Annotated in this window: 28 protein-coding genes and 4 tRNA genes; 24 read left to right on the plus strand and 8 right to left on the minus strand. The window is 49.8% G+C overall.

Features of this window, described 5'->3' with window-relative positions; translation table 11 throughout:
- Positions 1-149: 149 nt before the first annotated feature.
- Genes PCH01S_RS20485 through PCH01S_RS20495 form a run of 3 tightly spaced genes read left to right on the plus strand, consistent with a single transcriptional unit; the run spans position 150 to position 6,383 of the window.
- Entirely contained in the window at positions 150-3,257 is a 3,108-nt protein-coding gene (locus PCH01S_RS20485) for an efflux RND transporter permease subunit (RefSeq protein WP_042232521.1), read from the plus strand.
- A gap of 31 nt (positions 3,258-3,288) precedes the next feature.
- Positions 3,289-4,557 carry an efflux RND transporter periplasmic adaptor subunit gene (locus tag PCH01S_RS20490; protein ID WP_042232523.1) on the plus strand — a complete coding sequence of 423 codons (1,269 nt, stop codon included), beginning with the start codon at positions 3,289-3,291 and terminating at the stop codon, positions 4,555-4,557.
- A 26-nt stretch (positions 4,558-4,583) separates the two neighbouring features.
- Positions 4,584-6,383, plus strand: a complete 1,800-nt coding sequence (locus PCH01S_RS20495) for a hypothetical protein (RefSeq protein WP_042232525.1) — start codon at positions 4,584-4,586, stop codon at positions 6,381-6,383.
- 122 nt (positions 6,384-6,505) lie between these two features.
- Here PCH01S_RS20495 and PCH01S_RS20500 read toward each other — a convergent pair whose 3' ends face one another.
- Positions 6,506-7,018, minus strand: a complete 513-nt coding sequence (locus tag PCH01S_RS20500) for a 2'-5' RNA ligase family protein (protein WP_042232527.1) — start codon at positions 7,016-7,018, stop codon at positions 6,506-6,508.
- 164 nt (positions 7,019-7,182) lie between these two features.
- Here PCH01S_RS20500 and PCH01S_RS20505 point away from each other — a divergent pair, with 164 nt between their 5' ends.
- The 6 genes from PCH01S_RS20505 (at position 7,183) to PCH01S_RS20525 (ending at position 9,462) form a co-directional block, all read left to right on the plus strand.
- Positions 7,183-7,710, plus strand: a complete 528-nt coding sequence (locus PCH01S_RS20505) for a phosphatidylglycerophosphatase A family protein (protein ID WP_042232529.1) — start codon at positions 7,183-7,185, stop codon at positions 7,708-7,710.
- Between the two features lie 121 nt (positions 7,711-7,831).
- Complete coding sequence (locus PCH01S_RS30940) at positions 7,832-7,999, plus strand: hypothetical protein (RefSeq protein ID WP_009671780.1); 168 nt, start codon at positions 7,832-7,834, stop codon at positions 7,997-7,999.
- 74 nt (positions 8,000-8,073) lie between these two features.
- Positions 8,074-8,147: transfer RNA gene (locus PCH01S_RS20510), tRNA-Met, on the plus strand.
- A gap of 47 nt (positions 8,148-8,194) precedes the next feature.
- Positions 8,195-8,268: transfer RNA gene (locus PCH01S_RS20515), tRNA-Ile, on the plus strand.
- Positions 8,269-8,274: 6 nt separating this feature from the next.
- Positions 8,275-8,360: transfer RNA gene (locus PCH01S_RS20520), tRNA-Leu, on the plus strand.
- 160 nt (positions 8,361-8,520) lie between these two features.
- Complete coding sequence (locus PCH01S_RS20525) at positions 8,521-9,462, plus strand: alpha/beta hydrolase family protein (RefSeq protein ID WP_042232531.1); 942 nt, start codon at positions 8,521-8,523, stop codon at positions 9,460-9,462.
- 713 nt (positions 9,463-10,175) lie between these two features.
- On the opposite strand, the gene PCH01S_RS20535 is transcribed toward PCH01S_RS20525, so the two are convergent.
- Entirely contained in the window at positions 10,176-10,352 is a 177-nt protein-coding gene (locus PCH01S_RS20535) for a YolD-like family protein (protein ID WP_129112527.1), read from the minus strand.
- A 5-nt stretch (positions 10,353-10,357) separates the two neighbouring features.
- Here PCH01S_RS20535 and PCH01S_RS31760 point away from each other — a divergent pair, with 5 nt between their 5' ends.
- The 3 genes from PCH01S_RS31760 to PCH01S_RS20540 all read left to right on the plus strand — a co-directional run bounded on the left by PCH01S_RS31760 (position 10,358) and on the right by PCH01S_RS20540 (position 12,110).
- Complete coding sequence (locus PCH01S_RS31760) at positions 10,358-10,558, plus strand: CPBP family intramembrane glutamic endopeptidase (RefSeq protein ID WP_164977150.1); 201 nt, start codon at positions 10,358-10,360, stop codon at positions 10,556-10,558.
- Positions 10,559-10,642: 84 nt separating this feature from the next.
- On the plus strand, positions 10,643-10,813 hold the full coding sequence (locus tag PCH01S_RS30605) for a hypothetical protein (protein ID WP_156972850.1): 171 nt from the start codon (positions 10,643-10,645) through the stop codon (positions 10,811-10,813).
- Positions 10,806-12,110, plus strand: a complete 1,305-nt coding sequence (locus tag PCH01S_RS20540; protein ID WP_042232537.1) for a hypothetical protein — start codon at positions 10,806-10,808, stop codon at positions 12,108-12,110. The genes PCH01S_RS30605 and PCH01S_RS20540 overlap by 8 nt, the downstream gene beginning before the upstream one ends.
- A 427-nt stretch (positions 12,111-12,537) precedes the next feature.
- On the opposite strand, the gene PCH01S_RS20545 is transcribed toward PCH01S_RS20540, so the two are convergent.
- A tRNA-Val gene (locus tag PCH01S_RS20545) sits at positions 12,538-12,610 on the minus strand.
- Between the two features lie 196 nt (positions 12,611-12,806).
- Between PCH01S_RS20545 and PCH01S_RS20550 the strand changes: the two genes are divergently transcribed.
- Both PCH01S_RS20550 and PCH01S_RS20555 read left to right on the plus strand, forming a co-directional pair.
- A complete protein-coding gene (locus PCH01S_RS20550; RefSeq protein ID WP_042232540.1) occupies positions 12,807-13,202 on the plus strand; it encodes a hypothetical protein in 396 nt (131 codons plus the stop codon).
- Positions 13,203-13,369: 167 nt separating this feature from the next.
- Complete coding sequence (locus PCH01S_RS20555; protein ID WP_042232542.1) at positions 13,370-13,570, plus strand: DUF4177 domain-containing protein; 201 nt, start codon at positions 13,370-13,372, stop codon at positions 13,568-13,570.
- 102 nt (positions 13,571-13,672) lie between these two features.
- On the opposite strand, the gene PCH01S_RS20560 is transcribed toward PCH01S_RS20555, so the two are convergent.
- A complete protein-coding gene (locus PCH01S_RS20560; protein ID WP_042232543.1) occupies positions 13,673-13,870 on the minus strand; it encodes a hypothetical protein in 198 nt (65 codons plus the stop codon).
- Between the two features lie 212 nt (positions 13,871-14,082).
- On the opposite strand from PCH01S_RS20560, the gene PCH01S_RS20565 reads away from it, so the two are divergent.
- The 6 genes from PCH01S_RS20565 to PCH01S_RS20590 all read left to right on the plus strand — a co-directional run bounded on the left by PCH01S_RS20565 (position 14,083) and on the right by PCH01S_RS20590 (position 18,616).
- On the plus strand, positions 14,083-14,319 hold the full coding sequence (locus PCH01S_RS20565; protein WP_042232545.1) for a hypothetical protein: 237 nt from the start codon (positions 14,083-14,085) through the stop codon (positions 14,317-14,319).
- A 205-nt stretch (positions 14,320-14,524) separates the two neighbouring features.
- Complete coding sequence (locus PCH01S_RS20570) at positions 14,525-14,911, plus strand: VOC family protein (RefSeq protein ID WP_042232547.1); 387 nt, start codon at positions 14,525-14,527, stop codon at positions 14,909-14,911.
- A gap of 280 nt (positions 14,912-15,191) precedes the next feature.
- Positions 15,192-16,682, plus strand: a complete 1,491-nt coding sequence (gene glpK, locus PCH01S_RS20575; RefSeq protein WP_042232549.1) for a glycerol kinase GlpK — start codon at positions 15,192-15,194, stop codon at positions 16,680-16,682.
- Between the two features lie 249 nt (positions 16,683-16,931).
- The gene (locus PCH01S_RS20580) at positions 16,932-17,573 is read left to right on the plus strand and encodes a superoxide dismutase family protein (protein WP_042232550.1); all 642 of its coding nucleotides are present in this window, start codon (positions 16,932-16,934) and stop codon (positions 17,571-17,573) included.
- Positions 17,574-17,602: 29 nt separating this feature from the next.
- A complete protein-coding gene (locus PCH01S_RS20585) occupies positions 17,603-18,244 on the plus strand; it encodes a hypothetical protein (RefSeq protein WP_042232552.1) in 642 nt (213 codons plus the stop codon).
- A 189-nt stretch (positions 18,245-18,433) separates the two neighbouring features.
- Positions 18,434-18,616, plus strand: a complete 183-nt coding sequence (locus PCH01S_RS20590; RefSeq protein WP_042232554.1) for a hypothetical protein — start codon at positions 18,434-18,436, stop codon at positions 18,614-18,616.
- Positions 18,617-18,767: 151 nt separating this feature from the next.
- Here the strand turns inward: PCH01S_RS20590 and PCH01S_RS20595 are convergent, their stop codons facing one another.
- Positions 18,768-19,181, minus strand: coding sequence for a CBS domain-containing protein (locus PCH01S_RS20595; protein WP_009671848.1), 414 nt, complete (start codon positions 19,179-19,181; stop codon positions 18,768-18,770).
- A gap of 220 nt (positions 19,182-19,401) precedes the next feature.
- Between PCH01S_RS20595 and PCH01S_RS20600 the strand changes: the two genes are divergently transcribed.
- Complete coding sequence (locus PCH01S_RS20600) at positions 19,402-19,839, plus strand: GNAT family N-acetyltransferase (RefSeq protein WP_042232556.1); 438 nt, start codon at positions 19,402-19,404, stop codon at positions 19,837-19,839.
- 3 nt (positions 19,840-19,842) lie between these two features.
- Here PCH01S_RS20600 and PCH01S_RS20605 read toward each other — a convergent pair whose 3' ends face one another.
- Together PCH01S_RS20605 and PCH01S_RS20610 are read right to left on the minus strand one after the other, a co-directional pair.
- A complete protein-coding gene (locus PCH01S_RS20605) occupies positions 19,843-21,474 on the minus strand; it encodes an ATP-binding protein (RefSeq protein ID WP_042232564.1) in 1,632 nt (543 codons plus the stop codon).
- A 166-nt stretch (positions 21,475-21,640) separates the two neighbouring features.
- Complete coding sequence (locus PCH01S_RS20610; protein WP_042232565.1) at positions 21,641-22,384, minus strand: MBL fold metallo-hydrolase; 744 nt, start codon at positions 22,382-22,384, stop codon at positions 21,641-21,643.
- 200 nt (positions 22,385-22,584) lie between these two features.
- On the opposite strand from PCH01S_RS20610, the gene PCH01S_RS20615 reads away from it, so the two are divergent.
- Positions 22,585-23,052, plus strand: coding sequence for a CcdC family protein (locus PCH01S_RS20615; protein ID WP_042232568.1), 468 nt, complete (start codon positions 22,585-22,587; stop codon positions 23,050-23,052).
- Between the two features lie 32 nt (positions 23,053-23,084).
- On the opposite strand, the gene PCH01S_RS20620 is transcribed toward PCH01S_RS20615, so the two are convergent.
- Complete coding sequence (locus PCH01S_RS20620) at positions 23,085-23,258, minus strand: aspartyl-phosphate phosphatase Spo0E family protein (protein ID WP_009671838.1); 174 nt, start codon at positions 23,256-23,258, stop codon at positions 23,085-23,087.
- A gap of 74 nt (positions 23,259-23,332) precedes the next feature.
- Between PCH01S_RS20620 and PCH01S_RS20625 the strand changes: the two genes are divergently transcribed.
- Positions 23,333-24,298, plus strand: a complete 966-nt coding sequence (locus PCH01S_RS20625; RefSeq protein WP_241688718.1) for an alpha/beta hydrolase — start codon at positions 23,333-23,335, stop codon at positions 24,296-24,298.
- 154 nt (positions 24,299-24,452) lie between these two features.
- On the plus strand, positions 24,453-24,770 hold the full coding sequence (locus PCH01S_RS20630; protein ID WP_042232572.1) for a DUF1292 domain-containing protein: 318 nt from the start codon (positions 24,453-24,455) through the stop codon (positions 24,768-24,770).
- Positions 24,771-24,848 lie beyond the last annotated feature (78 nt).

The raw sequence follows: 24,848 nt of genomic DNA on the forward strand, positions 1-24,848 counted from the left end.
AAGGGAAGAACGTGCAGAGAAAAAAGTCATTGAAAAAATATAAAGCCAGTTTATATTTTTTTAACCTTTACCGTTTATGATGGGGAAAGAATGGGTATAGCTGCCAATTTCAAGAGAGATTGTTCAATCGGTGCGGAGGAGTAGAGTGGATGAACAAAATGACTAGTTTTTCAATGAAAAACGTGGCGGCGCTTTTTATTATTATGCTGCTGGTATTTGCAGGCGGCATTTTCGCCACGACTAAACTGAAGGTGGAAAGCATGCCGGATATTTCGTTTCCGATGGTGGTCATTTCCACCCAGTACACGGCACCGCCGAAAGATGTGCTTGACCAGGTTACAAAGCCGCTGGAGAAAGCGGTCGCCGGTTTTGACGGCATCAAAAATTTATCGTCTACGTCGAGCGATAATTATTCGCAAATTACGATCGAACTCGAGCAGGACATCAAGCCTAAGAATGCCAAGCAGGATCTTGAGGCGCTGGTTTCGAACGTTAAACTGCCGCAGCAGGCTGAGAAGCCTAAGGTGTTGACGGAAGGATTCTCATCCCAGCCGGTTTATTACTTGGCGGTATACGGCAACGACGGGATGAACCAGGCGGAGCTTGATAAAATTTACAAAGACACGATTCTGCCGGGCTTTAACACGATCAAAGGCATTGACCATGTCGACTCCGTCGGCAATCAGGAAGCGACTCTTTCCATTAAGCTCAATGAAAACACGATCAACAGCTATGGATTGACGCCGACGGATGTCTCGAACAGCATACGGGCCGCCTTGTCCGCAAGTCCTGCAGGAACCGTTGAATTCAACGGTACGACCCAGATGGTGCGGGTGACGGGTCAGATCGACACGATTTACAGCCTTGACAACCTGACGCTGACAACACCGAATGGCAGTGTGCTCCAGCTTAAGGATCTTGGCAAAATCGAAGCCATCAGCGAATCCCAGTTTATCACCCGTCTGGACGGCAAACCGGCTATCGGGGTGCAGCTGTACAAAACGAAGTCGGCCAACGCGGTAAACTTCGCGGACGAAGCAGACGCTTTGATGGCAAAATGGGAACAAACCCTACCGGGCGTGAAATTCAAATCCGTCTATAATTCGGCGGTGGAAATCAAAAAGTCGATCCACGGCATGGTGCAGGAAGGCGGCATGGGCGCCCTTCTCGCCTCGGTTATGATTTTGCTCTTCCTTAGAAATATTCGGATGACCCTCATCGTATTGGTCTCGATTCCATTATCCATTCTAATTACGCTCTTGATGATGGTGCCGCTTAATATTTCACTCAATATCATGACACTCGGCGGTATGGCTATTGCGGTCGGACGCGTCGTGGATGATAGTATCGTTGTCATCGAAAATATTTACAGCCAGCTTCAGAAAGCCCAGGAACGCGGAGAATCCGTCATCAAGCTGGCGACCGCTCAAGTAGCTGCGGCGATTACCTCTTCAACGATTACAACCGTCGGCGTATTCGGTCCGATTGCATTCGTAAGCGGAGTTATCGGCGAAGTGTTCCGTCCATTCGCCCTTACGCTGGTCGTAGCGCTTCTATCCTCGCTTCTCGTAGCGCTAACCGTCATTCCGATGCTGGCGAAGCTGCTGGTGCTGAAAAGCAAAAAACTCGGTAACCACGACGAGAATCATGTCGGGAAATTTGCGCTTCGTTACAAAAGAGTATTGGAGTGGTCCCTGAACAACCGGATTAAGACACTGTTGTTCTCCGGAGTTCTCTTCATTGCCTCGCTGGTGTTGATCGTACCGCAGCTTGCCGTATCGTTCATGCCGGAGGATCAGTCGGCCCGGCAGATGATTTTCCAAATTAAGATGCCGAACGACACATCGATCGAGACGATGGATGAAAAGTCCAAGCAGCTCGAGCAGATGATGAGGGAAGCGAAAGACGCTTCGGGCAATCCGCAGTTTACATACAACGAGTCTATGGTGGGCTACGCATTCAGCAAGGATGTAACGCCGTACCGGACGATGATGTTTACCGAAGCGAACGAAAACAGCAACGCCGAGCAGGTCTTCAATGCTTACAAAGAGAAAATCTTATATGAACTTCCCAAAGGCTCCGAGGTCGACGGTTCACTGATTGCCGCGGGCGCCGGCGGAAGCGGCACGGATTTCTCTTACTCCCTGAAAGGCGACGACATGATGTATCTGAAGCAGGCGGCCGCCCAGGTTAAAGAGAAAATGAAAGAATTCCCCGATCTGCACGAAGTCAAGGACAGCCTCAGCGATTCCAAGACGGAAGTCGAAGTCACGGTCGACCAGAACAAAGCGCGTTTGTACGGACTGAGCTCCGCCCAGGTGCTTGAAATGGTTAACTCTTGGATCGGAGTCAGCAAACTCGGTGACTTGAAGTTTGACAACGTTACTTATGAGACCAAAGTAGAGCTTGATCCCCAGTATAAAAATTCGGTGAATAAAATCGGCACGTTCCTGCTGAAAACACCGACGGGTCAGACGGTTCAACTGAATGAAATCGCCAAGATCACGCAGATTGATGCTCCTACTGGCATCACCCGTGAAAATCAGATTCAGACGCTGAAAGTAACGGCCAAGATCAAAAGTGCGGATAAAGGCGGAGTCAGCGGCAAAGTGGCTGCAGCATTGAATACGCTGGAACTTCCTCCCGGCGTAAGCCGTGAGGTTAAAGGGGTATCCGACGATATCTCTTCCGGGTTCTCGGAAATGTTCGCTGCCATGGGCGCGTCCATCTTTATCGTCTATCTGGTCATGGTTCTCGCATTCGGGAACGCCAGCGCTCCTTTTGCCATTCTGTTCTCGCTGCCGCTGGCGGTCATCGGCGGATTGTTCGGCCTCCTGGTCACGGGAGAATCGCTCAATATTACTTCTCTCATCGGATTCCTGATGCTGATCGGAATCGTCGTGACGAACGCGATCGTTCTGATCGACCGGGTACAGCAGCTGCGCGAGCAGGGAGTCGAAGTCAGGGAATCCCTTATTAGTGCGGGGTTGACTCGTCTTCGTCCCATCATTATGACCGCTGGAGCGACTGTGTTTGCGCTTATGCCGCTTGCGCTCGGTATGTCCAAGGGGACCATTATTTCCAAAGGGTTGGCGGTCGTCGTTATCGGCGGACTTGTCACTTCTACAGTACTTACGCTAGTTGTCGTACCTATCATTTATGAAATGATTGAATCCTTTAAACGCAGAAGTTCGAACGCGTTCCACCGTAAACCAAAGAAAAATAAGGTGGATACGGTCCCTGCGGCAAAATCCTGAGTCAAGCAAAGAGAAGAGGAGAGTACAACTGATGAAACGTCCTTTAGCTACGATCGTAAAGCAGAGCACGAAACTGGTAGGCATTGTCGCCCTTACTACGGCCTTGGCCGTCGGCTGTTCGAACAAACCGCTGGCTGGTCCGCAGGACACCACACAGGGCCAGGAATCCCAGATTAAGACCGTAAAAACCGTCAAGGTGACGAAAGAGAAAATATCGGACCCGCTTGAGCAGGTTGCCAATGTCATCTCTTCCGTTCAATTGGAAGTCATTTCGAAAACGGGCGGAGACGTCCAGCAGGTCTACAAAAAGAGGGGCGACATGGTCAAAAAGGGAGAGCTTCTGTTCCGTATTGATCCTTCCGATCTGCAGCTGCAGAAGGAACAGGGGCAGCTCGGCATCAAGAGCGCCCAGGCCCAGTTGAAGCAGGCTAAGGAAGAGCTGGCCAACGCGAAGACTGACCTCGAAAACAACATCGTAAAAGCGGAGCAGGGAATCCGGGATGCGGAGAAGAATTTTAATAAAATCCGTAACGATTACGATGAGGGCACCGTAACGAAAATCCAGCTGGAGCAGGAGGAAACAAAGCTCAACAGCCTCAAGCTTGATCTGAGCACCCTGAAGCAGAAGCGCAAAACGCTGGACAACACGGATTCGCTCGCAGCTGCTCAAGTAGCGATCGAAACGTCCGGTCTGTCTGTCAAGAAAGCGGAACGCGAGCTGGAAAATACGGAAGTGAAAGCACCTGTAAGCGGAGTGCTTACGGACTTCCCGGTTGAGTCGGGGATGACGGTCGGGCAGGGATTTAAAGCCGGAGTCATCCAGCAGTTGAACCCGATCCTGATCAAGGCCGATTTGACGGAAGAAGCCGTTAATCTGGTGCGCGACAAGAAAGAGCTGAATTTCTATGTGCCGGGCACGACAGAATTAACGAAAGCGCCGATTAAGTATATTTCCGATGTGCTGGATTCACAGACGAAAGCTTACACACTGGAGCTGGAAGTTTCAAACGCGGACCAAAAGCTGAAGCCCGGACAGAAAGTTCAGATTCAGCTGACCGATGAGGCGGAGCAGACAGTGGCGGCTATCCCGACGCTTAGTATCGTGAGAGAAGGCAGCGACTCATTTGTCTTCGTTCTTAACGGGGATACCGTTGAGAAACGCAAAATCCAGCTTGGCCGTTTGAAGGAAACGATGCAGGAAGTGATTTCCGGCGTAAGCGAAAACGATCAGATCGTCATTTCCGGTCAGCATCAGCTGAAAGATAAAGAAAAAGTCACGACAGCAGCCGCAGCTAACTAACAAAGGTACACATGGAGGAGAATACCGTGAAGAGCCAATGGAAAACTACCGTATCGTCCGTCTTTCTGTCTGCCGCTCTGCTCGCAAGCGCCGTTCCGGCACTTGCGGCAGAACCGGGGAAACCAGCACCCACACAAGCATCGGCTTCAGCGCCGACCGCTTATAAATTAACGAACGATCTGCAAGTTGAAATGAAAAGTGTCTTAAACGAAAAAACAACGGACGGAACCCGTCTGGGCGCCGTTGTCCGCATGAAAAACACCAGTTCGAAAGTTGTACGCGTACCGGAGTACGAAGTGCGCTTGAAAACGAAAGACGGCGTGGAATTCCGCTTGCAGGCAAGTCTGGGAAGCTCACGCTCCATTCAGCCCAAATCCCAGGTTGAGCTTAGCTACCTGGCTACGGTTGACAGCGGAGAAGGCGTTGAACTGAGCGAGCTTCGCTGGGTAGACATCGATGTTTACGTGTATCCGAAAAAAGAAACGCTTCAGCTCAGCGTACCTGTGAGCGATCTTGTGTGGAACGGAACGGAAACATCCGAAATTCCTTCCGCTTCCGTGAAGAAATGGGGAGAAGCTTTCACCATTCCTTCCTTGCAAACGCCGCTGGAATTCAAAACAACGAATATTAGCCGCGATACGATCGGCACGAAAACGAACTCCGTCGTTCAGGTGCTCGTAACGAATCCGTCGACCAAGCGCCAGACTCTTCCGAATATTGCCCTGGAAGGCAAAAGCGGCCTGCAGACGTATGACAGCAACCGAGCTGAATCCTCACTTGCCCTGGAGCCGGGCGAGAAGAAATATATTCATTTTGTCATTCCTACGGAACTGAATACAGAGCTGGAAGCTCTTAACGTGGTCACCGCGGAGAGATATATTGATGCGCAGGAAAAACCGGTTACGTATAACGTAGGCCGCGTTCATATCATGCTGCCGGCCAAGCAGGCCGATGCCCTGCCGGTTCATGGAGCGTATGCTTTCGGTGACGCCATGAAGATGGACCCGCTCAACGAATTGATTCACCCGAGTATGGATGTTTCTCTCGTGGAACTCCACATGCAGCAAAATGAGGACGACGCTTTTAATACCGCTATCGCCAAATTTAAGCTGACGAACAAATCCGGCGGGCCGCTTAACGTTCCTGCGTTTGCGACCGATCTCGTCAGCAGCGACGGCTATACGTACAACGGCAACAGACAGGGAACGACGACTCTGCGCGTGCTTCCTAACGCCTCTTATGTCGTAACTTACTCTTACATTCTTCCGGCTTCCGAGACGGGAGAAGGGCTGAAGCTTGCTTTGTATGAAACTCACGGTGCATCCGCGGCGGCAGGAGCACAAGCTTCCGGAGCCAAGTCGCAAGAGGCGCAGGCGAGTGCTGCAGACACCGGTGCATCGTATAAATCTCTTCTGACGGCCTACGGCGTTAAACTTCAGCCGCAACCGGAATCCAAGGATGAACTGAAACTGTATCCTTTGACGGTGAAAGTGAATAACTGGGAAATTTCGGCGATGTTTAACCAGCAGCAGAACTACAATTACCGACTGAAGCTTTTATTAGATATCGAACAGGAGAAAGACGTCCTTCTTGACCGTACGTTCTCCCAACTGCAATTTGATATGTATGATAACGGCGGTACTCTTATCAATTCGGTCAAGAGCCCGTTTGTCGGGGAAAATAAATTGCAAAAAGGCTCCAATGTCATTAATTTTAATGCGGATTCCATGCAATTGGATTTCCCTGTTACCGTCAAAGTCTACGAATCCTTCGTCAATGATAAAGGCGAGACGGCGAAGCGTCTTCTGACGACGTTTAAACAATAGTTGAAAAGTTGGGCAGCTGATTCAGACGGAGCCGTGCGAGTTATGGCGGCTCTTTCCGCCGCATATCACCTAAAAAAGGCCTTTCCGGTTAATCCGGAAGGCCTTTTCTATTGAAGCGTTCGTTATCCCTGGAGCGGGAATGAGCGGATAACGGACCATTCGCCGTTTTCCTGTTTCCCGAGCAGTTGAAAACTGTCTACATGGAAGGAAAAATCAACCGGTGTGTTTTTTACACTGGCCAGTACGTCGTGCAGCTCATCGGCTCCCAATTTCTGTCCGATAGTCAGATGGGGATGATAGTTGTAAGCTTTTTCCGTATCCACGAGAGGGCCCGTACAGAGCTTGTCGTGAAGATCGATGACCGGTTCCACTTGTTCCAGCGCCAGGTAGATAACGTTGTTAACCGGAAAATAAGAGCTGAACCGGTTGAACGTAATCTGGAACGGGGACACGGTGCGGCTCAGATCTTCCAAATGACTGATGGCAGCTTGAAGCTGCTCTTCGGTCCATTCTTCTTTCTCACGAACCGTAATGTGGGGCGAAATCACCCTATAATAAGGATCGAACCTTTTTCTATAACTGTTGGCAAATTCGTTAATCTCTGCGGATGGAAGAATGGCGATGCCGTACATCATATGGAATCCCTCCCTAAATTATGGTCGACTAATTCTTATTATACCGTGTTTGTATCCCGCTCACAATTTCATTTTAAGACGATTCATTGTCCGCGTACGTCCGTACCCGAAAATGTGTGAAGTCATATACTGATCATATCGTGGAAGTTTAAGGGGAGAAGACCGTGAAACGACAAGTTCACAGCCGGGAAATTAAAAAGGTCGTTATGCAAAGGCTGTCAGACCGGGGAGCGAGTCTGGAAGACATCGCAGAGATCGTATACGCCATGCAGGCGCCCTATCATCCGGGTTTATCGATGGATACGTGCATGAAGTCCATTCAGGCCGTATTGGGCAAAAGAGAGCTTCAGCACGCGATTCTGGTCGGAACCGAGCTGGATATGCTGGCAGAGCAGAAAAAGCTTACAGAACCGCTCCAAACCATTCTGGACACGGATGAGAGTTTATTCGGGTGCGACGAAACGCTTGCGATCGGCTCCGTTTTCGGCTACGGCAGCATTGCCATCACGACCTTCGGCTATCTGGACAAAGAAAAGACCGGATTGATCAAACGATTGGATACGAAGACCGGTGGCGCCGTGCATACCTTCCTGGACGATCTTGTAGCCGCCATAGCCTCGGCCGCATCAGGAAGAATCGCCCATAAAAGCAGGGATGAGATAGAACGGGATGAAGATAACGAATACGTGTAAGTTGCGCACCTCGATGCTTTTTTATGAAAAATTCCGCTAACCGTGTTGGCCTACAAATAAGCGACTGTCTTTTTGGATATGCTATTTCTAGGCCAATAACATCATCAACGGAGTGAGGACCATGCAGTGGGTATATTGGGTAAAGCTGTACGACAGTAAGTTTCAGGCAGGTGTCCTTGCCAAGCGGATGGAGGAAGACTGGTGGATTTACGGCTACGAATGCCCGTCCGAAGTTGAAGTCTTCAAATCCAAAAAAGGACGTTTCGGTGTCCGTTACTCGGTTTACTAAAAAAAGGTGTTGACTTAACCGTACTTTGTATTGTATATTTATTTTTGTCGCTATACGACATTGTTAGTTACTGACGCGGGGTGGAGCAGCCCGGTAGCTCGTCGGGCTCATAACCCGAAGGCCGCAGGTTCAAATCCTGCCCCCGCAATTAACCAAATTTTTTTTGCCTGTTTACAGCCATACATAACATAATCCGGGCCCTTAGCTCAGTTGGTTAGAGCGGTCGGCTCATAACCGATTGGTCGGGGGTTCGAGTCCCTCAGGGCCCATTGTAAGCCGGAGTGGCGGAATTGGCAGACGCACAGGACTTAAAATCCTGCGGTAGGTGACTATCGTACCGGTTCGAGTCCGGTCTTCGGCATCTAGGCAACTAAGAGGTAACAACAGAAAACTCCCTTCTTTCACTTATGCACATCGCAGAATGAGACAAGGGAGTTTTTTGCAGTTTATTTTTTCCTGTTAAGAAATGCCTGTAAAGCGGGTAAGGGTATAATAAAACAAATAAGCTGGGAGGCGTTACCATGGCGATACCGTTTGAGATCGTAATGGATCAAAGCAATGTCATTCGCGGAGATTTTTATCCGGCGTCTTCTATAGCAAGGGGCATTCTCATTGTCTCGCACGGTTTTAAGGGATTTAAGAACTGGGGAATGTTCCCTTACGCGGCTGCGAAACTGGCCCGGGATGTGGATGTCATTACGTTTGATTTTACACATAACGGAGTGGGAGAAGACGGGCAGTCATTCAGTGAACTGGAGAAATTTGCGAAGAATACGTACAGCTGCGAATTGGACGACTTGTCGACCTTGATCTCCGTACTGACGGACGAGTGGGACTTTAAAAACAAGCTGCTGGAATCGGATCGCTTGAAGCCCGTTGTTTTTTATCCTCATCACAGCAGGGGGATCAATCTTTTGAACGAGGAGCATCAGCATAGGGGCTCCGCCAACCCGGTCAATAAGCTTCCGATCTTTTTGCTCGGTCACAGCCGCGGAGCGGGCGTAAGTTTGATCTACGCGCTGGATCATCCCACGGAGATTGCGGGGGTCGTCAGCTGGAACGGAATTACGCAGGTGGACATTTTCGACGAAGCCTGCAAAGAGCAGATGCGCAGCGAAGGACGCGCCTATATCGCGAATGCGAGGACCAAGCAGCAGATGCCGCTCGATAAGGTCATCCTGGACGATTTGGAGGCCCGCAAGGATGACTTTAACATCCTGGAACGGATGCGGGGGGCGACATTTCCGGTTGTGCTCATACAGGGCGAGGAGGATCATGCCAACTTGAGGGCGGGCTCGGAGAAACTCGTCGAGAACCAGCCGAAAGTCCAGTGGATCCAAATTCCCGGCGCTAACCATACGTTCAATACGATCCATCCGTTTGCGGGCACTTCCGCGGAGCTGGAGCATGCGATCGAACACACGCTGCAATTTTTAAAAAGCAGAGTGGTGCCGACGGAGTAAACCGAAAGTTCATAGGTCCCGGGAGGGACCTTTTTTAATTCGGGGGCAGGTTGTGCCGTTCTAGATAGCGAAAAACCCTTACAGAGTAAGGGTTTTTCTAGTATGACCTGAGCCGGTCTCGAACCAATGACCCCGACCGTGTCAAGATAGAGGAACGATAAGAATGTGGGATGAACTCAGTCCAGTGTATCAAAGACGGCGTTCATAAAATATGCGACCTCTAGTTCGGCCTCATTGGCGTCGAGACCAACAAACATTAAAAAGTTTTTGTACCGATTATAAATATCTGGATCATCGTCAGTAAGACGGTGCTGGCGGTCATAGGTTAAAAAATTATTAGTCATATTACTATACATAATTATCACCTCCGGTTTTATTATATAAAACAGAATTTGGTATGTATAGTTAATTTTAGGTTTACTATTTAAATATATGGGAGGGAAGAAGGAATGTCTACGATGGGCACTGTTATCTTTCATGACGGTTTTAAATTGACTGATGTAGTCGGGGAAAAAGTGCGCTACGAAACCGAAGAGCAATTCCTTGATCCTGAGTAGGCGAATGTGAGGGGGATTGGTTGGTAAATCAACTCTCGAAAATGTAAGGAAGCGCATTGCCGGTGTTATTCCAAAGCTCATTCGGATAAACGGCGAAAAACCCTTACAGAGTAAGGGCTTTTCTAGTATGACCTGAGCCGGGCCCGAACCGATGCCTCAATTTCCGAAAACGGGCTCGAACAGAACTGCTGTAATCTGCTGCTGCTCCGTGTAGGAATATGCCATAGCTCGTGTGATAAGCTCCCATTCCTGTTCATCGAGCACTGGCTTGGTTCGCTTGTTAAGGTCTCTCAGCTGCCGTTGTATCGCTTCTTTATGTTCTGGGAGAATCATCCGACTTGATTCGTACAAACCGTTGCCTTCAAGTTTCTTTCCTATCCTGCAGGGCTATCGTAAGTCTCATCTTTGGGCTTATACATTTTGCACAGGGGCCATCTTGCATTATCTCTTCATTTATATTTGGCGCGGTTATGACTTGGCTGTACTTTTTAACTAGCCGTTTGTTGTTGCCGATCCTGTTGCATATATGTTGTATGTAAGTCAATTGACTGACATAATAGACAAAATTTTATTCAATTTTAATATCAATCGTGATACATTACGTATCAAGGGGGCGGATTTAAATGAAAACAAAAATTAATATTGTATTGCTCGTCGTATCGCTTGCAGTCGTGTTGGTGTCACCATATTTAAGAGATATTTTTCTGTCTTTTGGCATCCTTGCTGTATTAGGAATGGGAGCTGAATATCTGTTTGTCCGATATAGTTCAGGGGAGGAATCGGGGCTTGATTGATCTTGTAAAAATTATAACCATTGCTTGGGGAACTGCATGGCTTATTGCGGCAATTAAGCAGCTATCACAAGGCACGAAAAGTACAGTCTGGTTTATTATGATTATCTGGTACACCTTTTTTATCGTCCCGCTCATTCTTGATCTCTCGCTGGGTAGTCCCCACTACGGCGGGTACAAGGGGCTGCGAATCGCCGCGAATGATTCAAATGCGAACCTGATTTACTGTTTGTACATGTGCGTAGTACCACTTGTTTTTTACCTTTTTGGCAGAGCTAAAAAAGTCCACATTGAACAATCGAGCACTAAGCCCCACAAATTATTAATAGCCGTTTTGCAAATCTTGATGATTAGTCCCATCGTGGTTGCCTGCTTTTCCCCCCACCCGGAACTTTATCTTAAGTATGGGTCGATCATAGCGGAAATGGAAAACTTCCCCGAGGCGGAACAGTTTAATAAAATCGTCAGTTTATGTACTTTAGTCAGCGTTGCGGCTGTCGGCATCTTGCTCATGTTAAGGCCCAGGTTAACAGTATTTAGCTTTGTCCCTTATCTGCCTTGGCTTTTTTTAGCGGTTTGGCTTAACGGCAAAAGGGCCGTCTTTATCATGGCGCTCGTGCTGATCGTTTATGCTTACTACCAAAAGGGCAAGATCAAAGGGCTTAAGCTGCTGGGTGCTCTCATTCTATCCGTCAGCTTGATGGCTGGGTTTTCAAATTTTTATCAAAACGAGCTGCGTTATGAACAGATGGGTATCACGGATAGTGACGATATTTATAAGAATGTCCGCGTTGATTTTGGGCGCGACGACCGCACAAAGATGACCATCTACGCGGAACTGCATCCCCAGACGATGAAAATCTTAGACTATCGTGGACAAAGCCTGCTTTTTGACCTAACGTTCTTTGTACCACGTTCCATGTGGCCGGATAAGCCTTGGCCTTACGCCGTCTACTTTACATCCGCCATGTTTATGATGCCGCCTGACTATCTCGGTTTCGGTATGACGACAAGCTGGCTAGAAGAAGCTATCGCGAATTTCGGATGGTTCGGGATGTTGATCGGTCCTTTGTTTATCGCCTTGTTGTGTCGGATCGGAGACAGTTTGCAAAGCCGGTTGTTAAAAAGCTTATCCTTGTTGGTAGCCGGCCTTTTCCTAGTCGTGCATTTGGCCGCATTTATGCCGCTGTTTCTAATCTGGTTCGCATCCGTCTTCACTTCCGCCTTTATACGGTTACGAGCACGAAAACGAGTTTCCACTGTAAAAGCACAACCGGTAGATCGATACATAACTGTCTAAACAAAAATAAGGCTCCCTTCGTGGGAGCCTTTTATCATGCGATTCCAAGGTGGTTAAACCAGAGGCTGTTTTGTAGATAGCGATTTTATAGGAGGCTAATATACATGAGAGTTATAAACTGGGATGATGTTCCCTTGACTATTAGACCAAAGGATGTGTAGGAGATTCTTGAAATTGGTGAGAAACAAACATACGAATTTTTGAATCAGTCGCCGCCACCGTTTCATATGGTTAGGTTGGGAAGGAGTATCAAAATATCTAAGGATGTATTCAGGCGGTGGTTTGAAGGTTGAGTGCCATATGTACCCAAAATGCAAGCAATTCGTATCAGCTTCGTCCCAATTCAGCATTTCCGGGATTGGAATGACTAAAAGTGTACACCCCATAAACGGCGAAAAACCCTTACAGAGTAAGGGTTTTTCTAGTATGACCTGAGCCGGGCTCGAACCGACGACCCCCACCCTGTCAAGATGGTGCTCTCCCAGCTGAGCTATCAAGTCATGTTTGTAAAATCTTCAGTTGTCTTAGTGACAAGTAGTATAATATCAAGAATTTAAAACACTGTCAACAACTTTTTATAAAACAACTAGAATAAGCTTATGGAAGAAGACAAACGACTGGGAGACGTTGTGAACGTTTTAGACGGTTATTTGAATCACACGAGAAGACGAAAGCTTTCCGGGAGAGAGGTATCAAATGAAACGGATCATTTCCTCACGGCTGGCAGGGAATCTCCTGGTGCTACTAAATACGGGCATGTTTTTGGTGCATGTTCTGATTCTGCTTAAAGTCATCCCTTCTCATTTTATTTGGGGAGGGCGCATTAACGGGGAATCCGAGCTTGTTGCTCTGGAAAGTGTGTCTGTTGTCATCCAGATCGTATTTATCGCCTTAATCGCTTTAAAAACGGGATATTTGCTGCCCGGCAGGTTCAAACGAACGGCTCGAATAGGGCTGTGGCTGCTGTTCGTTTTTATGGTTCTGAACACGGCCGGCAATCTGGCTTCCATATCCGGTCCGGAAAAGCTGTTTATGACGCCGTTGACCGTCGTACTCGCTTTTCTATCACTTAGACTGGCGGTGGAGAAATAACACCGGGCCCAGTCCCGGCAGTTGTCCGAAAGAAAGTAGGCGGCTCTCCGGTCAGGGGATTCGTATTTGACGGGCACGAAGTGTTTCCTGAACTTTCCGGTTCCTTTATAATCAGAGAAGGGCGGTCAAGATTAGGCCCGATTTATACAGAGAAGGGAAGAGGAAGGATGGAACGCTGGGAATACCAGACGCTTAAATTTTTTACAAAAGGTTTTTTTGTGGGTGGAAAATTAGACCTGGACGAATTTGATCAGGACCTGAACGAAATGGGGGCTCAAGGCTGGGAATTGATTTCCTGCTTTGACACAAGCCAGCATCAAGGATCTTCCAAAGAAGTGATCTGTGTATTTAAAAGAAAGCTATTTTAACGTGCTCATACATTTATCCACAAAAGCCCTCCTGCCGCTTTAAAACGGTCTTGGAGGGCTTTTTCAAAACCGTGAAGACATGTCAGTCAAAAGCTCGGCCGGTTATCGCTTATCCGCCGGTTTGTCGGAGGAAGGATCAGTCGGATGCTCGCCGGAAAGATTGTCCATAATCTCCTCCACGATATCGCTCACGGGATCGGTTGCGGCTTTGTCCTCGCGGTCCGGAGGGGTGTTGATGCCGCCCGCTGTATTCGAAGTTTCATTATATATGCCGATATCATCGTTCGATCGCTTGTTCATGTAAGATAACTCCCTTCGCTATAAAATAGACGTACGGTTTTTCGCCGTGACAAGCCGGGCAGCCGGTTTCGTCTCTTTAAGTTAACCGTTACGAAGCTAATTTAAACCACCTCAAATTAATTATCCAAATTTTCTGACAATTTTATTGCAATAAATGGTAAGGCATTTTATAATGAAAACAGAAGGAAGAACAAGAGAAAGGGTGAGAAACCATGATAATGATAGTCTGGATCATCGTAATCGGCTTTATTGTCCTTAGATTGGCCACAAGCGCTTATAATCCGCCTAAGAATCGTAAAAACAAGCACCACTATTCCGATTCCGGCAGCAGCGGCTATACGGATTCCGGTTGGAGTTTCTGGGGAGGCGGTTCCGATTGCGACAGCGGAAGCGGAGGAGGAAGCGATTGTTCCGGAGGGGGAGACGGGGGAGGCGGCGGTGGCGATTGAAGCGCACCGGGCGCTTTTTTTAATGTTTACGGACTTTTAACGGGAAATCAAATAGCTCATGATGTAATCCGCTTAAATGAAGAAGCGGTTTTTTTGCGCTGCGTAAAAATAACTAAGAAAATCAGGAGGAAAACTTGCTTCGTCTTTTGTTTTGTCCCAAAATAAGGACAGAAAGAAGTTTATTATACCGAGAGGGGCAGAAGAGATGGCGGTTACAAAATTGGAACACGTGGGTGTAATGGTTGCCGATATGGAAAAATCGATTTCGTTTTACGAATCCGTCGTAGGGTTGAAACTGAAAGATACCGTGACCAACGGGGCGATGAAGCTGGCGTTCCTTGGCTTCGATGTAAAAGGCGAAACGGAAGTCGAGTTAATCGAAGGATACGGCGGAAGCTTAACCGAAGAGGGCCGGGTCCATCATCTGGCTTTTACGGTTGACGATATCGAAGCGGAATTTGAACGTGTCCGCAAGACGGATGTCGTGATGATCGATACGGAAATTACAACGCTGCCAAACGGATCGCGTTATTTCTTTTTTCACGGTCCGGACGGCGAATGGGTGGAATTTTTTCAAAGCACGAGAGCTTGATTTTCCATGACTAACCTCATTCATTCCCGGCGGTTTAAGAAAATCCGGTAAGTCGACCGGATGTTGACAGCGTTTTTATTCCGCGTTATGCTACAAGAAAGTTAATAACTGTGACGGAGACTATGGAGATTCATACGAAGCATCGGATATTGCAATCCGATTGGTTTGTCGTGGATCTCTTTTTTTGCGGCTTTTGGCCGGAGGTCTCCCCAGCTTTGCGAATGATGCGGCCGAAGGCCGACAAAAGGCTGTTCTGACAGCGGTAGGGAGGATCGGACTTATGTCATCTTATATTATGTCCATCGATCAGGGGACCACAAGTTCACGGGCGATTCTGTTTAATCACGAAGGTCAAATCGTCCATACCGCTCAGCAGGAATTCCCCCAGTATTTCCCGCAGCCGGGATGGGTCGAGCATAACGCCAACGAAATTTGGGCTTCGGTTCTGGCCGTCGTCGCAACCTGTCTGATTGAATCCGGAGTAAAGCCGGAGCAGGTGGCGGGCATCGGCATCACCAACCAACGCGAAACCGCCGTCGTTTGGGATAAAAGAACAGGTGAGCCCGTGTATAATGCCATCGTCTGGCAGTCCAGACAAACCCAGCAAATTTGCGACGAGCTTAAGCAGCGTGGACTGGAGCAGAAGTTCCGCGATAAAACGGGACTTCTGTTGGACGCTTATTTTTCCGGGACTAAGGTGAAATGGATTCTCGACCATGTGGAGGGTGCCAGGGAGAAGGCGGAACGCGGAGAGCTGCTTTTCGGCACGATCGACACGTGGCTCATCTGGAGGCTGACCGTGGGAGAAGCCCACGTGACGGATTATACCAACGCATCGCGGACTCTGATGTTTAACATCCACGAATTGCGCTGGGACGAAGAGCTGCTGGAGCTTCTGACGATTCCGGCGGGCATGCTGCCCGAAGTTCGTTCCTCCTCCGAAGTATACGCGCATACGAGCGAATCCCATTTCTTCGGCGCGAAAGTGCCGGTAGCGGGCGTCGCGGGTGACCAGCAAGCGGCTTTGTTCGGGCAAGCCTGTTTTGACAAAGGCATGGCCAAAAATACATACGGCACCGGCTGTTTTATGCTTATGAATACCGGAGAGCAGGCCGTTACATCCAGCCACGGGCTGCTGACGACGATTGCCTGGGGATTGGACGGCAAAGTCCAATATGCTCTCGAAGGGAGCATATTCGTTGCCGGATCGGCCATCCAGTGGCTTCGTGACGGGCTGCGAATGATCAAGACGGCCAAAGATACCGAGACGTACGCGGCGCGCGTAGAATCGACGGACGGCGTTTACGTGGTCCCTGCTTTCGTGGGGCTGGGAACTCCCTACTGGGACAGCGACGTGAAAGGAGCGGTTTTCGGGCTGACGCGCGGCACGACCAAGGAACATTTTATCCGGGCGACTCTGGAAGCGCTAGCTTATCAGACGAAGGATGTGCTCGCGGCGATGGAGGCGGACGCCCATACGAAGCTGAAGAAGCTGCGCGTGGACGGCGGGGCCGTGTCCAACGACTTCCTGCTTCAGTTCCAGAGCGACATGCTGGGCGTGCCGGTCGAGAGGCCGCTTATCAACGAAACGACCGCGCTCGGAGCCGCTTACTTGGCGGGCCTGGCCGTCGGGTACTGGAAAGACTGCGCCGAAATCGCCGCGCAGTGGTCGGTCGGGGGCACGTTTGAACCGGAAATGCCGCAGCAGCGCAGCGAACAGTTGTACAGCGGATGGCAGAAAGCGGTGCATGCCGCCATGGCTTTTAAATAAGCCTCCGGTCTTGGCTCTGCTTACTTCATACAATAGGTCCTCCGGAGGTTGCGTCAGAATATCCGACACCGGAGAGACCTATTTGTGCTGCCCCGGAAAAGCGATAGGACTTCCGAATAAGGACGAATTTCCTGTTTTTTACCAGCTTAGTTTGATCCGGAAGATAAACCGGGTAAGAAAAAGGAAGCTGCCGCGTTTAGGCAGAGACATGTTGGCATATCCTAAATTATCGGATCAGGAGGTTTCATAATGCGAAAACCAATTCTGTCCCTGCTGCTCTCTGCAGCCGCCGTAGTGGCGATGACCGGCTGCGGCAGCGGCAACAACAAAAACGCGGGACCGAACTCCACCGTTACCCCGGAAGCACTGCCTACCGCCGCAACAGCGCCTTCCGCTTCGCCGGGCGCAACACCGTCCGCTTCACCGTCATCTTCGTCCGGAGTCGAGATTGAGCTTAAGAACGGAGAGGGAAGCGTGATAGGCACGGCACGGTTTACCCAAGAGAACAAAGGGGTCCGCATCCAGGTTCAGGCTACGAAACTTGCTCCCGGAGAACATGGCCTCCATGTTCATGAAAGCGGCGTCTGCGCCGGGCCGGATTTCAAGACGGCAGGGGGACATTTTAACCCGAACTCCAACTTGCACGGGATGGAAAATCCCCAGGGGCCTCACGTGGGTGACCTGCCGAATTTGAAAGCGGAGGCAAACGGAGAAGCCAAGCTGGATACGGTATCGGAAGCTTTTACTCTGGAGAAGGACAAGCCGAATTCGTTGTTAAAGCAGGGAGGAACATCGCTGGTCATCCATGAAAAGCAGGATGATATGAAGTCCGATCCGGCCGGAAATTCGGGTAACCGCATCGCGTGCGGCACGATATCCGAAGGCAAATAGGCGATTAAGCTGGATGGAGGCAAGCAAGCATGATCAAGACCCAGGAACTCAAGCAGCAGATGGACGATCTGTCCAAGCAGAACGATATGCTTCTTGTGGAGTTTGAACAATTAAAAAAAATGATTATGAACGGCGGATCTCAAAACTCCGGCGATAGCTCGGGCGGTTCGGACAGTTCGGGCGGCGGCCAGTATGAAACGGGCCAAAGTACGAACGACGGGCAGCAGCAAAGTCAGAATCAAAACCAGAGTCAAGGTCAAGCGGGAACCGGAGGCAGCCAGTCCACCAGACGCAGCGCTTCTTCCGGTAACAGGCAGCAGTCCCAGGGCGGCCAAAACCAGCAGGATTCTTCGTCCGGCAGCGGAAATCAGCAAGCCCAAGGCTCTTCCCAGCAGCAAAACGGGAATTCCGGCAATAACGGAAGCTCCGGCAATAACGGAAGCCCTGCCGCCGTTTCTGAAATGGCGGACGATCTCTACGTCATCAAAAACATGGTCGAACAGTTGGAGAGAAAAACGTCCCAATACGTTTCCGAACAGACGAACCAGTCCTTGTCGGAGAAGGATGTCGTTAATCTGGTCTTGTATCTGATGAACGGCATGATCGACTGGACCAGTGAATTTGTGGGAAAAAACCAGTCCTCATCGGGTTCGTCGGGACCGATGCAATAGCGTGAAAGCCGTGAGAACGGCTTTTTTTTTACCTGAAAAATGGGAAAATCATTGATTCATTCTTTAGAGAATTCGACAAGATACACTTATTTACAGTTGTCGGAAGTCCATATAAAGTAATGATAGTGTTGTTTACTGCAGGGGCTTGACCCGCAAGAACCGGACTATTAGAGAGGATGAGCAGGGAGTATGAGAAACATCGATATTCGAGTCATGAGCAAGCAGCTTGGATTTGGTACCGAATCCTTGGAGTCTTGGCTGACCAAGGAGCGGCAGCAGGAACCGGAAAACCAGCCGGCTTACCGTCTGGAAAGCCTTCGTCCTTGTTACGAGAACAGGCCGTCGGATGAGTTTGTCTCTCTTTCCCTTTAACAGGGATGTCAGCAGGATTCGGACCTCAACCTTCTTACTCTACCACCTTCCTTCCTACAAACGCCCCCCGTCTTAGTACATATCCGACTTCATACAAAAAAGCCTCTCCGGAAAGGAGAGGCCGCGAACATCTTCATCCCGCAGCTTACCGCTAAACGGGTGCCTGGAACATTTGCTTGGCACAGTATTCGATAATGTCACTGCGGCGCACAATTCCGATGAAATTACCTGCGTCATCCACGACCGGTACAAAGTTCTGCACCTTGGCAAGATCAATGAGATCTTCCATGTTCGCATGAATGTGTACCGGTTTATTTCTCATCCGGAGGGGGACTTCCTCGAGCGTATGCCGATGGGCGTTATCGAACGTGATACCCGGAGAATTTTTCAAAAACCAGAGGAGATCGCCCTCGGTTACTGTTCCCATATATTTTCCATCCTCCGTAAGGATGGGAACCGCCGTATAGCGGTGATATTCCATTCTTTCCAAGGTTTGTCTCAGTGTGGCATCAATCGTCGTTGTGATGACTTCGAGTTTGGGCAAAAGAAAAAAGGCAATATTCATGAATAATACTCCTTTGCGTAATAAGCGCAATTTATCATTTCTCACGATCTATTATACTATATCGGGGAGTCAGAAACGAATCCGCAGAAGTGGAAGTTTGGAGTAACAGCGGATGAGCCTATAGGAGACTCCGGCCGAGCGGGGGCGTTCCGTCTGGACAAGGGTGCGCGGATAAGTTATCATATCTCGTATCGTTTGGACGAAAGGGGAACAAGGGCAGATGGAAATTATTCGCGTTACGACGGACGAACAACTTAAAGAGTGTCTGAGCGTCCGCAAAGAAGTCTTCGTTGATGAGCAGAACGTGCCGCTGGAACTTGAAATAGACGAGCTGGACGCCTCTCACCAAAGCGGTCATCATTTTCTGATCCGTGAAGGGGGGAAGGCGATCGCGGCTGCCAGGTGGAAGCCTTATGAAGAAAACCGGGCGAAACTGCAGCGTATCGCCGTCCTCAAGTCGAGCCGGGGAACCGGTCTCGGATCCGTACTCGTGCAAGCGATGGAAGCCCAGGCCAAAGAACTCGGCTATACGGGAGCGGTTCTGGATGCGCAGTGCCAAGCCGAGCCTTTTTACAAAAAAATCGGGTACGAAACGATTCCCGGGGAGCCGTTCGATGACGCCGGTATCCTTCACGTAAGAATGGTTAAACCTTTATAAACCTCACACCGCGTCCTTGCGCCGGTTAAGCGGATAGCAGGGAGTCGATTCCGGTTCGGCAAGGGGAAAGGTCATAATGAACGTCGTGCCTCTGCCGATAAAACTTTCCACTTCGATCGTACCGTTGTGATCCTGCACAATTTTATGGCAGATGGACAGGCCCAGTCCCGTTCCGCTGTCTTTGGTCGTGAAAAAGGGATTGAAGATCTGGTCCAGCTGTTCCGCAGGAATTCCGCTGCCCTGATCTTCGATTTCAAGTACAGCATGGTGATCGCGCTCATATAGGCGGATCGCCATTTTTTTATTGTCTTCCATAGATTCATACGCGTTTTTAAAGAGATTAATGAGCAGCTGCACCATTTTATCCGGGTCCATCCAAATATTCAGCGGTTTTTCCGGAGGATCATACACGATTTCATGACCCAGCCGGGACATCTCGGATAAGGTCAGCGAGATGACGCGCTGTATACAAACCTGCATCGACAGTACTCTGAACTGTACGGCGTGAGGCTTGGAGAACTGGAGAAATTCGGCGGTCAGCTCGCTCATTCTGCTGATTTCGTCCATGATCAAAGGGTACCAGTTTTCGATGTTGTACCCGTTCGATTTCGAGATCTGGAGGAACCCCTTAATTGTGGTCAGGGGATTCCTGATTTCATGCGCCATGCCGGAAGCGAGTTCGCCGACGATTCTAAGCTTTTCCGAGCGAAGCATATGTTCCTCGCGCTTCAGCCACATTTCCCGCTTCATGCTGAACAGGCTGTTTTCCGCAACCAGCACGAGATCGTCCTTCGAAGAAGCGTCATCGGGCAGCACCGCGATACCGTAAGTGATTTGAATCCCCGTCAATTTGGGGAGTTCGGATCCAAGCTGCTGATCCACATAGGCCCGCATCGCGTCTTTGTCCTCATATGTAACAGCTACCGCGAACTCGTCTCCCCCGTACCGGGAAATAAAAGCCGCCTGTGAAAATTTGATTTTCAGCAGAACCGCGATCTGCTTCAGGATCTGGTTGCCCGCTTGAAAGCCCTGCGTTTTGTTCATCGCCTTCAGGTCCGTACAGTCAATCAGGATAAACAGCAGCCGGCTCTCCTTGTCGACCAGGTTATGGAGCATCGCGTGGCACGCTTCGAAATTGGGCAATCCGGTCAAGGAGTCATGGGTCATCAACTGATTTCTTTCCCCGGCTAATTTGTCTCGTTGTCTAAATGTGTTGAATACGGTCAAAGCGAGTCCCATAAAGATGCTGAAATTGCTTAAGTAGAGAAGAACCATCCAGTGCGGCGGATAAACGGAAAAGGCCGGAGCGGTGATCAGCGCGATAACGGCAAAGGTGACGAGATTGAGCGTAACGAGCATCCAGACGGTTTTCCGCGACTTGGACTCGTAAACTTCCGAGGCGAGCAGGAGCAAGTAAAGGGTGAAGCACCAATCGGTTTGGCTGCTCCAGTGAAACAGCGTAAGCAGAACCAGTTTGACGGCTGAAAAGGTGAGGGAGGATCCCTTAAGGCCGAGGACGGCGGCAGCGAGGAACAGCAGGCTGAGCGGGAGCCATCCGCTAACGGACAGACCGAGCTTCCACGAAGCGATGCTGATGACCGAGGCATAGAAGATAACGAACCATTTGTAAATCACACAATCCACCCCACTTGAAAAAGGCCGTGCCGCGCAGCGGAGCGAGTGAACGGGGCCGGGCTCACAAGCGCGAAAGGCCAAAGTTTTGGATTAGTACTTTAGTCCTGTCTTCGTTAAAAACACGAAAACCAGGCAGGTCACCTGGTTTCTTAAAACGGATGCGGCTTTATAAAGTGTAAATTTGATGCTGCTTGATAAACGACATTTTTCCCGTTTTACCGACAAAAGCCGGCATATTGTCCCCGTAGTGCATAAGCCGAATCCTGGATTGGACCGATTCGGGGAGCGTGAGCAGCTCTTCAAGCGCGGCGTGAACGACGCCGGGCCCTTCCAACTGGCAGTCGTGGAAAATATGGCGGCAGTCTCTTTGCCCGACGACTTCGTTTAAAATCAGCTCGGGCTGAAAAATCATATCGGCACTGTAGAAAATGGTGTCGTTAACGAATAGGGAGAAGCTGGGCTTGCCGGCGATATGAGGCGTCCGGATAATTTCGATACGGAATCCCGTATGAATTTCAGAAGGCCTGCCTTCTTCGAGCAGTTCGACGTCGAAATAATCCGCCAAGCGGTTTAAATTTTCTCCGGTGTTCTCCATTCCGCCCTTCAAGGTATGTTCCCAGACAGGGGCCTCCAGCGCGGCGGGCAGCAGCAGTCTGAGCTTTCGGCCGTATATGTAACGCATTTGCAGGGCCAGCTCTTCAAGCCCGCCGACGTGATCGGAGTGCAGGTGCGTAATCAGGACAGCGTCCAGTTCATCCGGCTTCATATTCAGCTCATGCAGAGCGCGCGGTGCCGTATTCCCGGCATCGACCAGGAGAGTAAAACCGCTGCAAGTCCAAAGTGCATTGTTGTTATAATATTTCTTGGCAAACGCACTGCCGGTTCCGATCATTTGCAGCTGCAAGCTCACAGAATAAGCCTCCGATCTGTAGAGTGACGTACTACCCACACTCTAGCACGGAAAAAGTTGGATTTCAACCGCTTTCAATTGTCAAATCCATGCGACATTCAAGTAAAACGGCTTCTTCCCGAAGCCAAGGAGTGGTATAATAAAGGATGAAAGAACTGCAGTGATGTTAGGGAAGGAAGGGATAGGAGTTGGCTTTCTCATTGGGTTCGAATTTACACGCGATTTCCCTGTTCGGAACGCTCGGTATGGCGCTTCTCGTAATTGCCATCCGGATGAAAGCGTCCAAGCGGCCTATAAACGCGATGAAAATATTAATGCCGCCAATCGGCATGAGCACGGGGTTTCTTATGTTTGTCGCTCCGTTGACCCGAATACCGGTTACCTGGGGATTAATCGCTTTTGCGGTGGGAGCGGTCGTGTTCGCCTATCCGTTAATTCGGACATCCGGATTTTCCAAGCAGGGCGATCATGTGTATCTTCATCGTTCGAAAGCGTTTTTAATCATTTTAGTCGTCCTGCTTGCCATCCGTTTATTTCTTCATTCGTACGTGGAGGAATACGTTACGGTGTACCAGACGGCTTCCGTGTTCTTTATCCTGGCATTCGGAATGCTGCTTCCTTGGCGGGTGGCCATGTACGTGCAGTACCGCAAACTGATGAACAGTTGAGTCCGGCGAGCCGCTCTACGGCCTGAATAAGGTTAGGAGGCGGCCCGTTTTTTCATTTGTTCCACGATGAGGCCGTCCAACTGCTGGCTGACTTCGACGACGCGCGGATGATTCAATTCGTATTTGTATTGCGCGGCCATATAAGTCAGGACGCTTTTGAGGTATTCGATTTCCAGGTCAAGTGATCGGTTCATGGTTTTGAGCACGGGATCTCCTCCTGCAGGATCGGAATTTTATAAAGCCGGGCGACTGAGGCTGCAGACTAGATAGGGTACGGAGAGTGAACGCATTGATATGGATCGTGTGGGGCGTCGTTCTGCTCCTTATTGCCGGTTTACTTGCTTCGGTTGGCATTGCCGCTTATGTGGGCTGGCAGCTGACGCATCCGAAAAGACAGCCTGTCGACGACTCGCCCGCGAATTACGGGCTTGTTTTCGAAGAGGTGGAGATAGCCAGCCGTACGGGAGACATTCTGCTCAGCGGCTGGCATCTTCCTCCTCCCGATACGGCGGTCAGGCAGAACCCGATGACCGTCATTATGTCCCACGGATACGCCGGAAACCGGCTTGAACGCGGGCTTCCGTCACTCGCGTTAGCGCGGGATCTCATTACAGCGGGTTACCGTGTGATTATGTTCGACTTCCGGAATTCCGGGATGTCCCAGGGAAGCATGACCTCCGTCGGCTATTACGAAAAGCACGATCTCCTCGGCGTCATCGACTGGGTAACGGAAACGTACCCGCATGAAGCCGTAAGTCTGATCGGGTTTTCGATGGGAGCGACGACTTCCCTTCTGGCGGCGGCCGAACATGAGAAGGTTGCCGCGGTGGTGGCGGACAGTCCGTTTCATCATCTCAAAAAATATTTGAAAAGCAATTTGCCGGTATGGTCGGGTCTTCCGAACATTCCGTTTACTCCGCTTATCTTGCTTCTTTTTCCGCCGCTGCTTAATATCGATCCCGAGGGAGTCGATGCGGTTAAGGCGGTTGAAGCGATCTATCCGAGGCCCGTTCTTTTTATACACAGCAGCGATGATCGCGCTATTCCCCAAGCCTCATCCGAAGAAATGTGGAGGCGCCATCCCGATGTGTTCGATTTCTGGCGGACGGCCGGAGCGCCTCATGTGGGCTCTTACCATTTAGAATCGGCAGAATATGCTCGTCGTGTTATAGCGTTTCTGGAGAAAACGGTTACTGAAGAGACGGTACATCCCCGTGAAGTTGGTATATCCTGTAATTCCCATTAACCTCAATTGATTCCTTTTGAATCGGGTTGCCGGCAATTTGCAAAGCATGGATTTATAAGGAAAAAACCTATGCGGACGGGCGTTTGACCTGCTTCGCTTTCCGTGATACGATACCATCGAAAGATGCAAATTTAAAACGAAACGAGGTTCTACAATGAGCGATCACAAACACGAACATGATCAGGATTGCGGCTGCGGACACGATCACGACCATGAGCATGAAGAAAGCGTGTTTATTGTAACGGACGAAGAAGGCAAAGAGCATGAAATGGTCATGGTGTACACGTTTGACTCTCAGGATCAGCTGTATGCGGTACTGCTGGACAGAAACGATCCCGAAGCGGACGGTGTTATCTTCCGTATAGAAGAAGAGAACGATGACGCCTACCTGGTGAACATCGAAGATGAAGCTGAATGGGAACGCGTCGTAGCGGTCTACAATCAGATTATCGCGGAAGAAAACCGCGAATAGGTTCCGTATCCGGCATACATACGTACGGCAAGCGTGCGTACGATAAAAAATCCCTTTTCCTGTATAAGGAGAAGGGAT

Origin of the sequence: Paenibacillus chitinolyticus NBRC 15660 (assembly GCF_000739915.1) — a bacterium.
GTDB lineage: Bacteria > Bacillota > Bacilli > Paenibacillales > NBRC-103111 > Paenibacillus_F > Paenibacillus_F chitinolyticus.

What these genes read in the sequence shown, in the direction of transcription:
- PCH01S_RS20585 (WP_042232552.1), top strand. Translation starts at nt 17,603, where the DNA reads ATGATCAAGACCCAGGAACTCAAGCAGCAGATGGACGATCTGTCCAAG.
- PCH01S_RS20600 (WP_042232556.1), top strand. Translation starts at nt 19,402, where the DNA reads ATGGAAATTATTCGCGTTACGACGGACGAACAACTTAAAGAGTGTCTG.
- PCH01S_RS20580 (WP_042232550.1), top strand. Translation starts at nt 16,932, where the DNA reads ATGCGAAAACCAATTCTGTCCCTGCTGCTCTCTGCAGCCGCCGTAGTG.
- PCH01S_RS30940 (WP_009671780.1), top strand. Translation starts at nt 7,832, where the DNA reads ATGCAGTGGGTATATTGGGTAAAGCTGTACGACAGTAAGTTTCAGGCA.
- PCH01S_RS20555 (WP_042232542.1), top strand. Translation starts at nt 13,370, where the DNA reads ATGGAACGCTGGGAATACCAGACGCTTAAATTTTTTACAAAAGGTTTT.
- PCH01S_RS20550 (WP_042232540.1), top strand. Translation starts at nt 12,807, where the DNA reads ATGAAACGGATCATTTCCTCACGGCTGGCAGGGAATCTCCTGGTGCTA.
- PCH01S_RS20485 (WP_042232521.1), top strand. Translation starts at nt 150, where the DNA reads ATGAACAAAATGACTAGTTTTTCAATGAAAAACGTGGCGGCGCTTTTT.
- PCH01S_RS20570 (WP_042232547.1), top strand. Translation starts at nt 14,525, where the DNA reads ATGGCGGTTACAAAATTGGAACACGTGGGTGTAATGGTTGCCGATATG.
- PCH01S_RS20490 (WP_042232523.1), top strand. Translation starts at nt 3,289, where the DNA reads ATGAAACGTCCTTTAGCTACGATCGTAAAGCAGAGCACGAAACTGGTA.
- glpK (WP_042232549.1), top strand. Translation starts at nt 15,192, where the DNA reads ATGTCATCTTATATTATGTCCATCGATCAGGGGACCACAAGTTCACGG.
- PCH01S_RS20500 (WP_042232527.1), bottom strand. Translation starts at nt 7,018, where the DNA reads ATGATGTACGGCATCGCCATTCTTCCATCCGCAGAGATTAACGAATTT.
- PCH01S_RS20630 (WP_042232572.1), top strand. Translation starts at nt 24,453, where the DNA reads ATGAGCGATCACAAACACGAACATGATCAGGATTGCGGCTGCGGACAC.
- PCH01S_RS20595 (WP_009671848.1), bottom strand. Translation starts at nt 19,181, where the DNA reads ATGAATATTGCCTTTTTTCTTTTGCCCAAACTCGAAGTCATCACAACG.
- PCH01S_RS20560 (WP_042232543.1), bottom strand. Translation starts at nt 13,870, where the DNA reads ATGAACAAGCGATCGAACGATGATATCGGCATATATAATGAAACTTCG.
- PCH01S_RS30605 (WP_156972850.1), top strand. Translation starts at nt 10,643, where the DNA reads ATGAAAACAAAAATTAATATTGTATTGCTCGTCGTATCGCTTGCAGTC.
- PCH01S_RS20565 (WP_042232545.1), top strand. Translation starts at nt 14,083, where the DNA reads ATGATAATGATAGTCTGGATCATCGTAATCGGCTTTATTGTCCTTAGA.
- PCH01S_RS20525 (WP_042232531.1), top strand. Translation starts at nt 8,521, where the DNA reads ATGGCGATACCGTTTGAGATCGTAATGGATCAAAGCAATGTCATTCGC.
- PCH01S_RS20590 (WP_042232554.1), top strand. Translation starts at nt 18,434, where the DNA reads ATGAGAAACATCGATATTCGAGTCATGAGCAAGCAGCTTGGATTTGGT.
- PCH01S_RS20535 (WP_129112527.1), bottom strand. Translation starts at nt 10,352, where the DNA reads ATGATTCTCCCAGAACATAAAGAAGCGATACAACGGCAGCTGAGAGAC.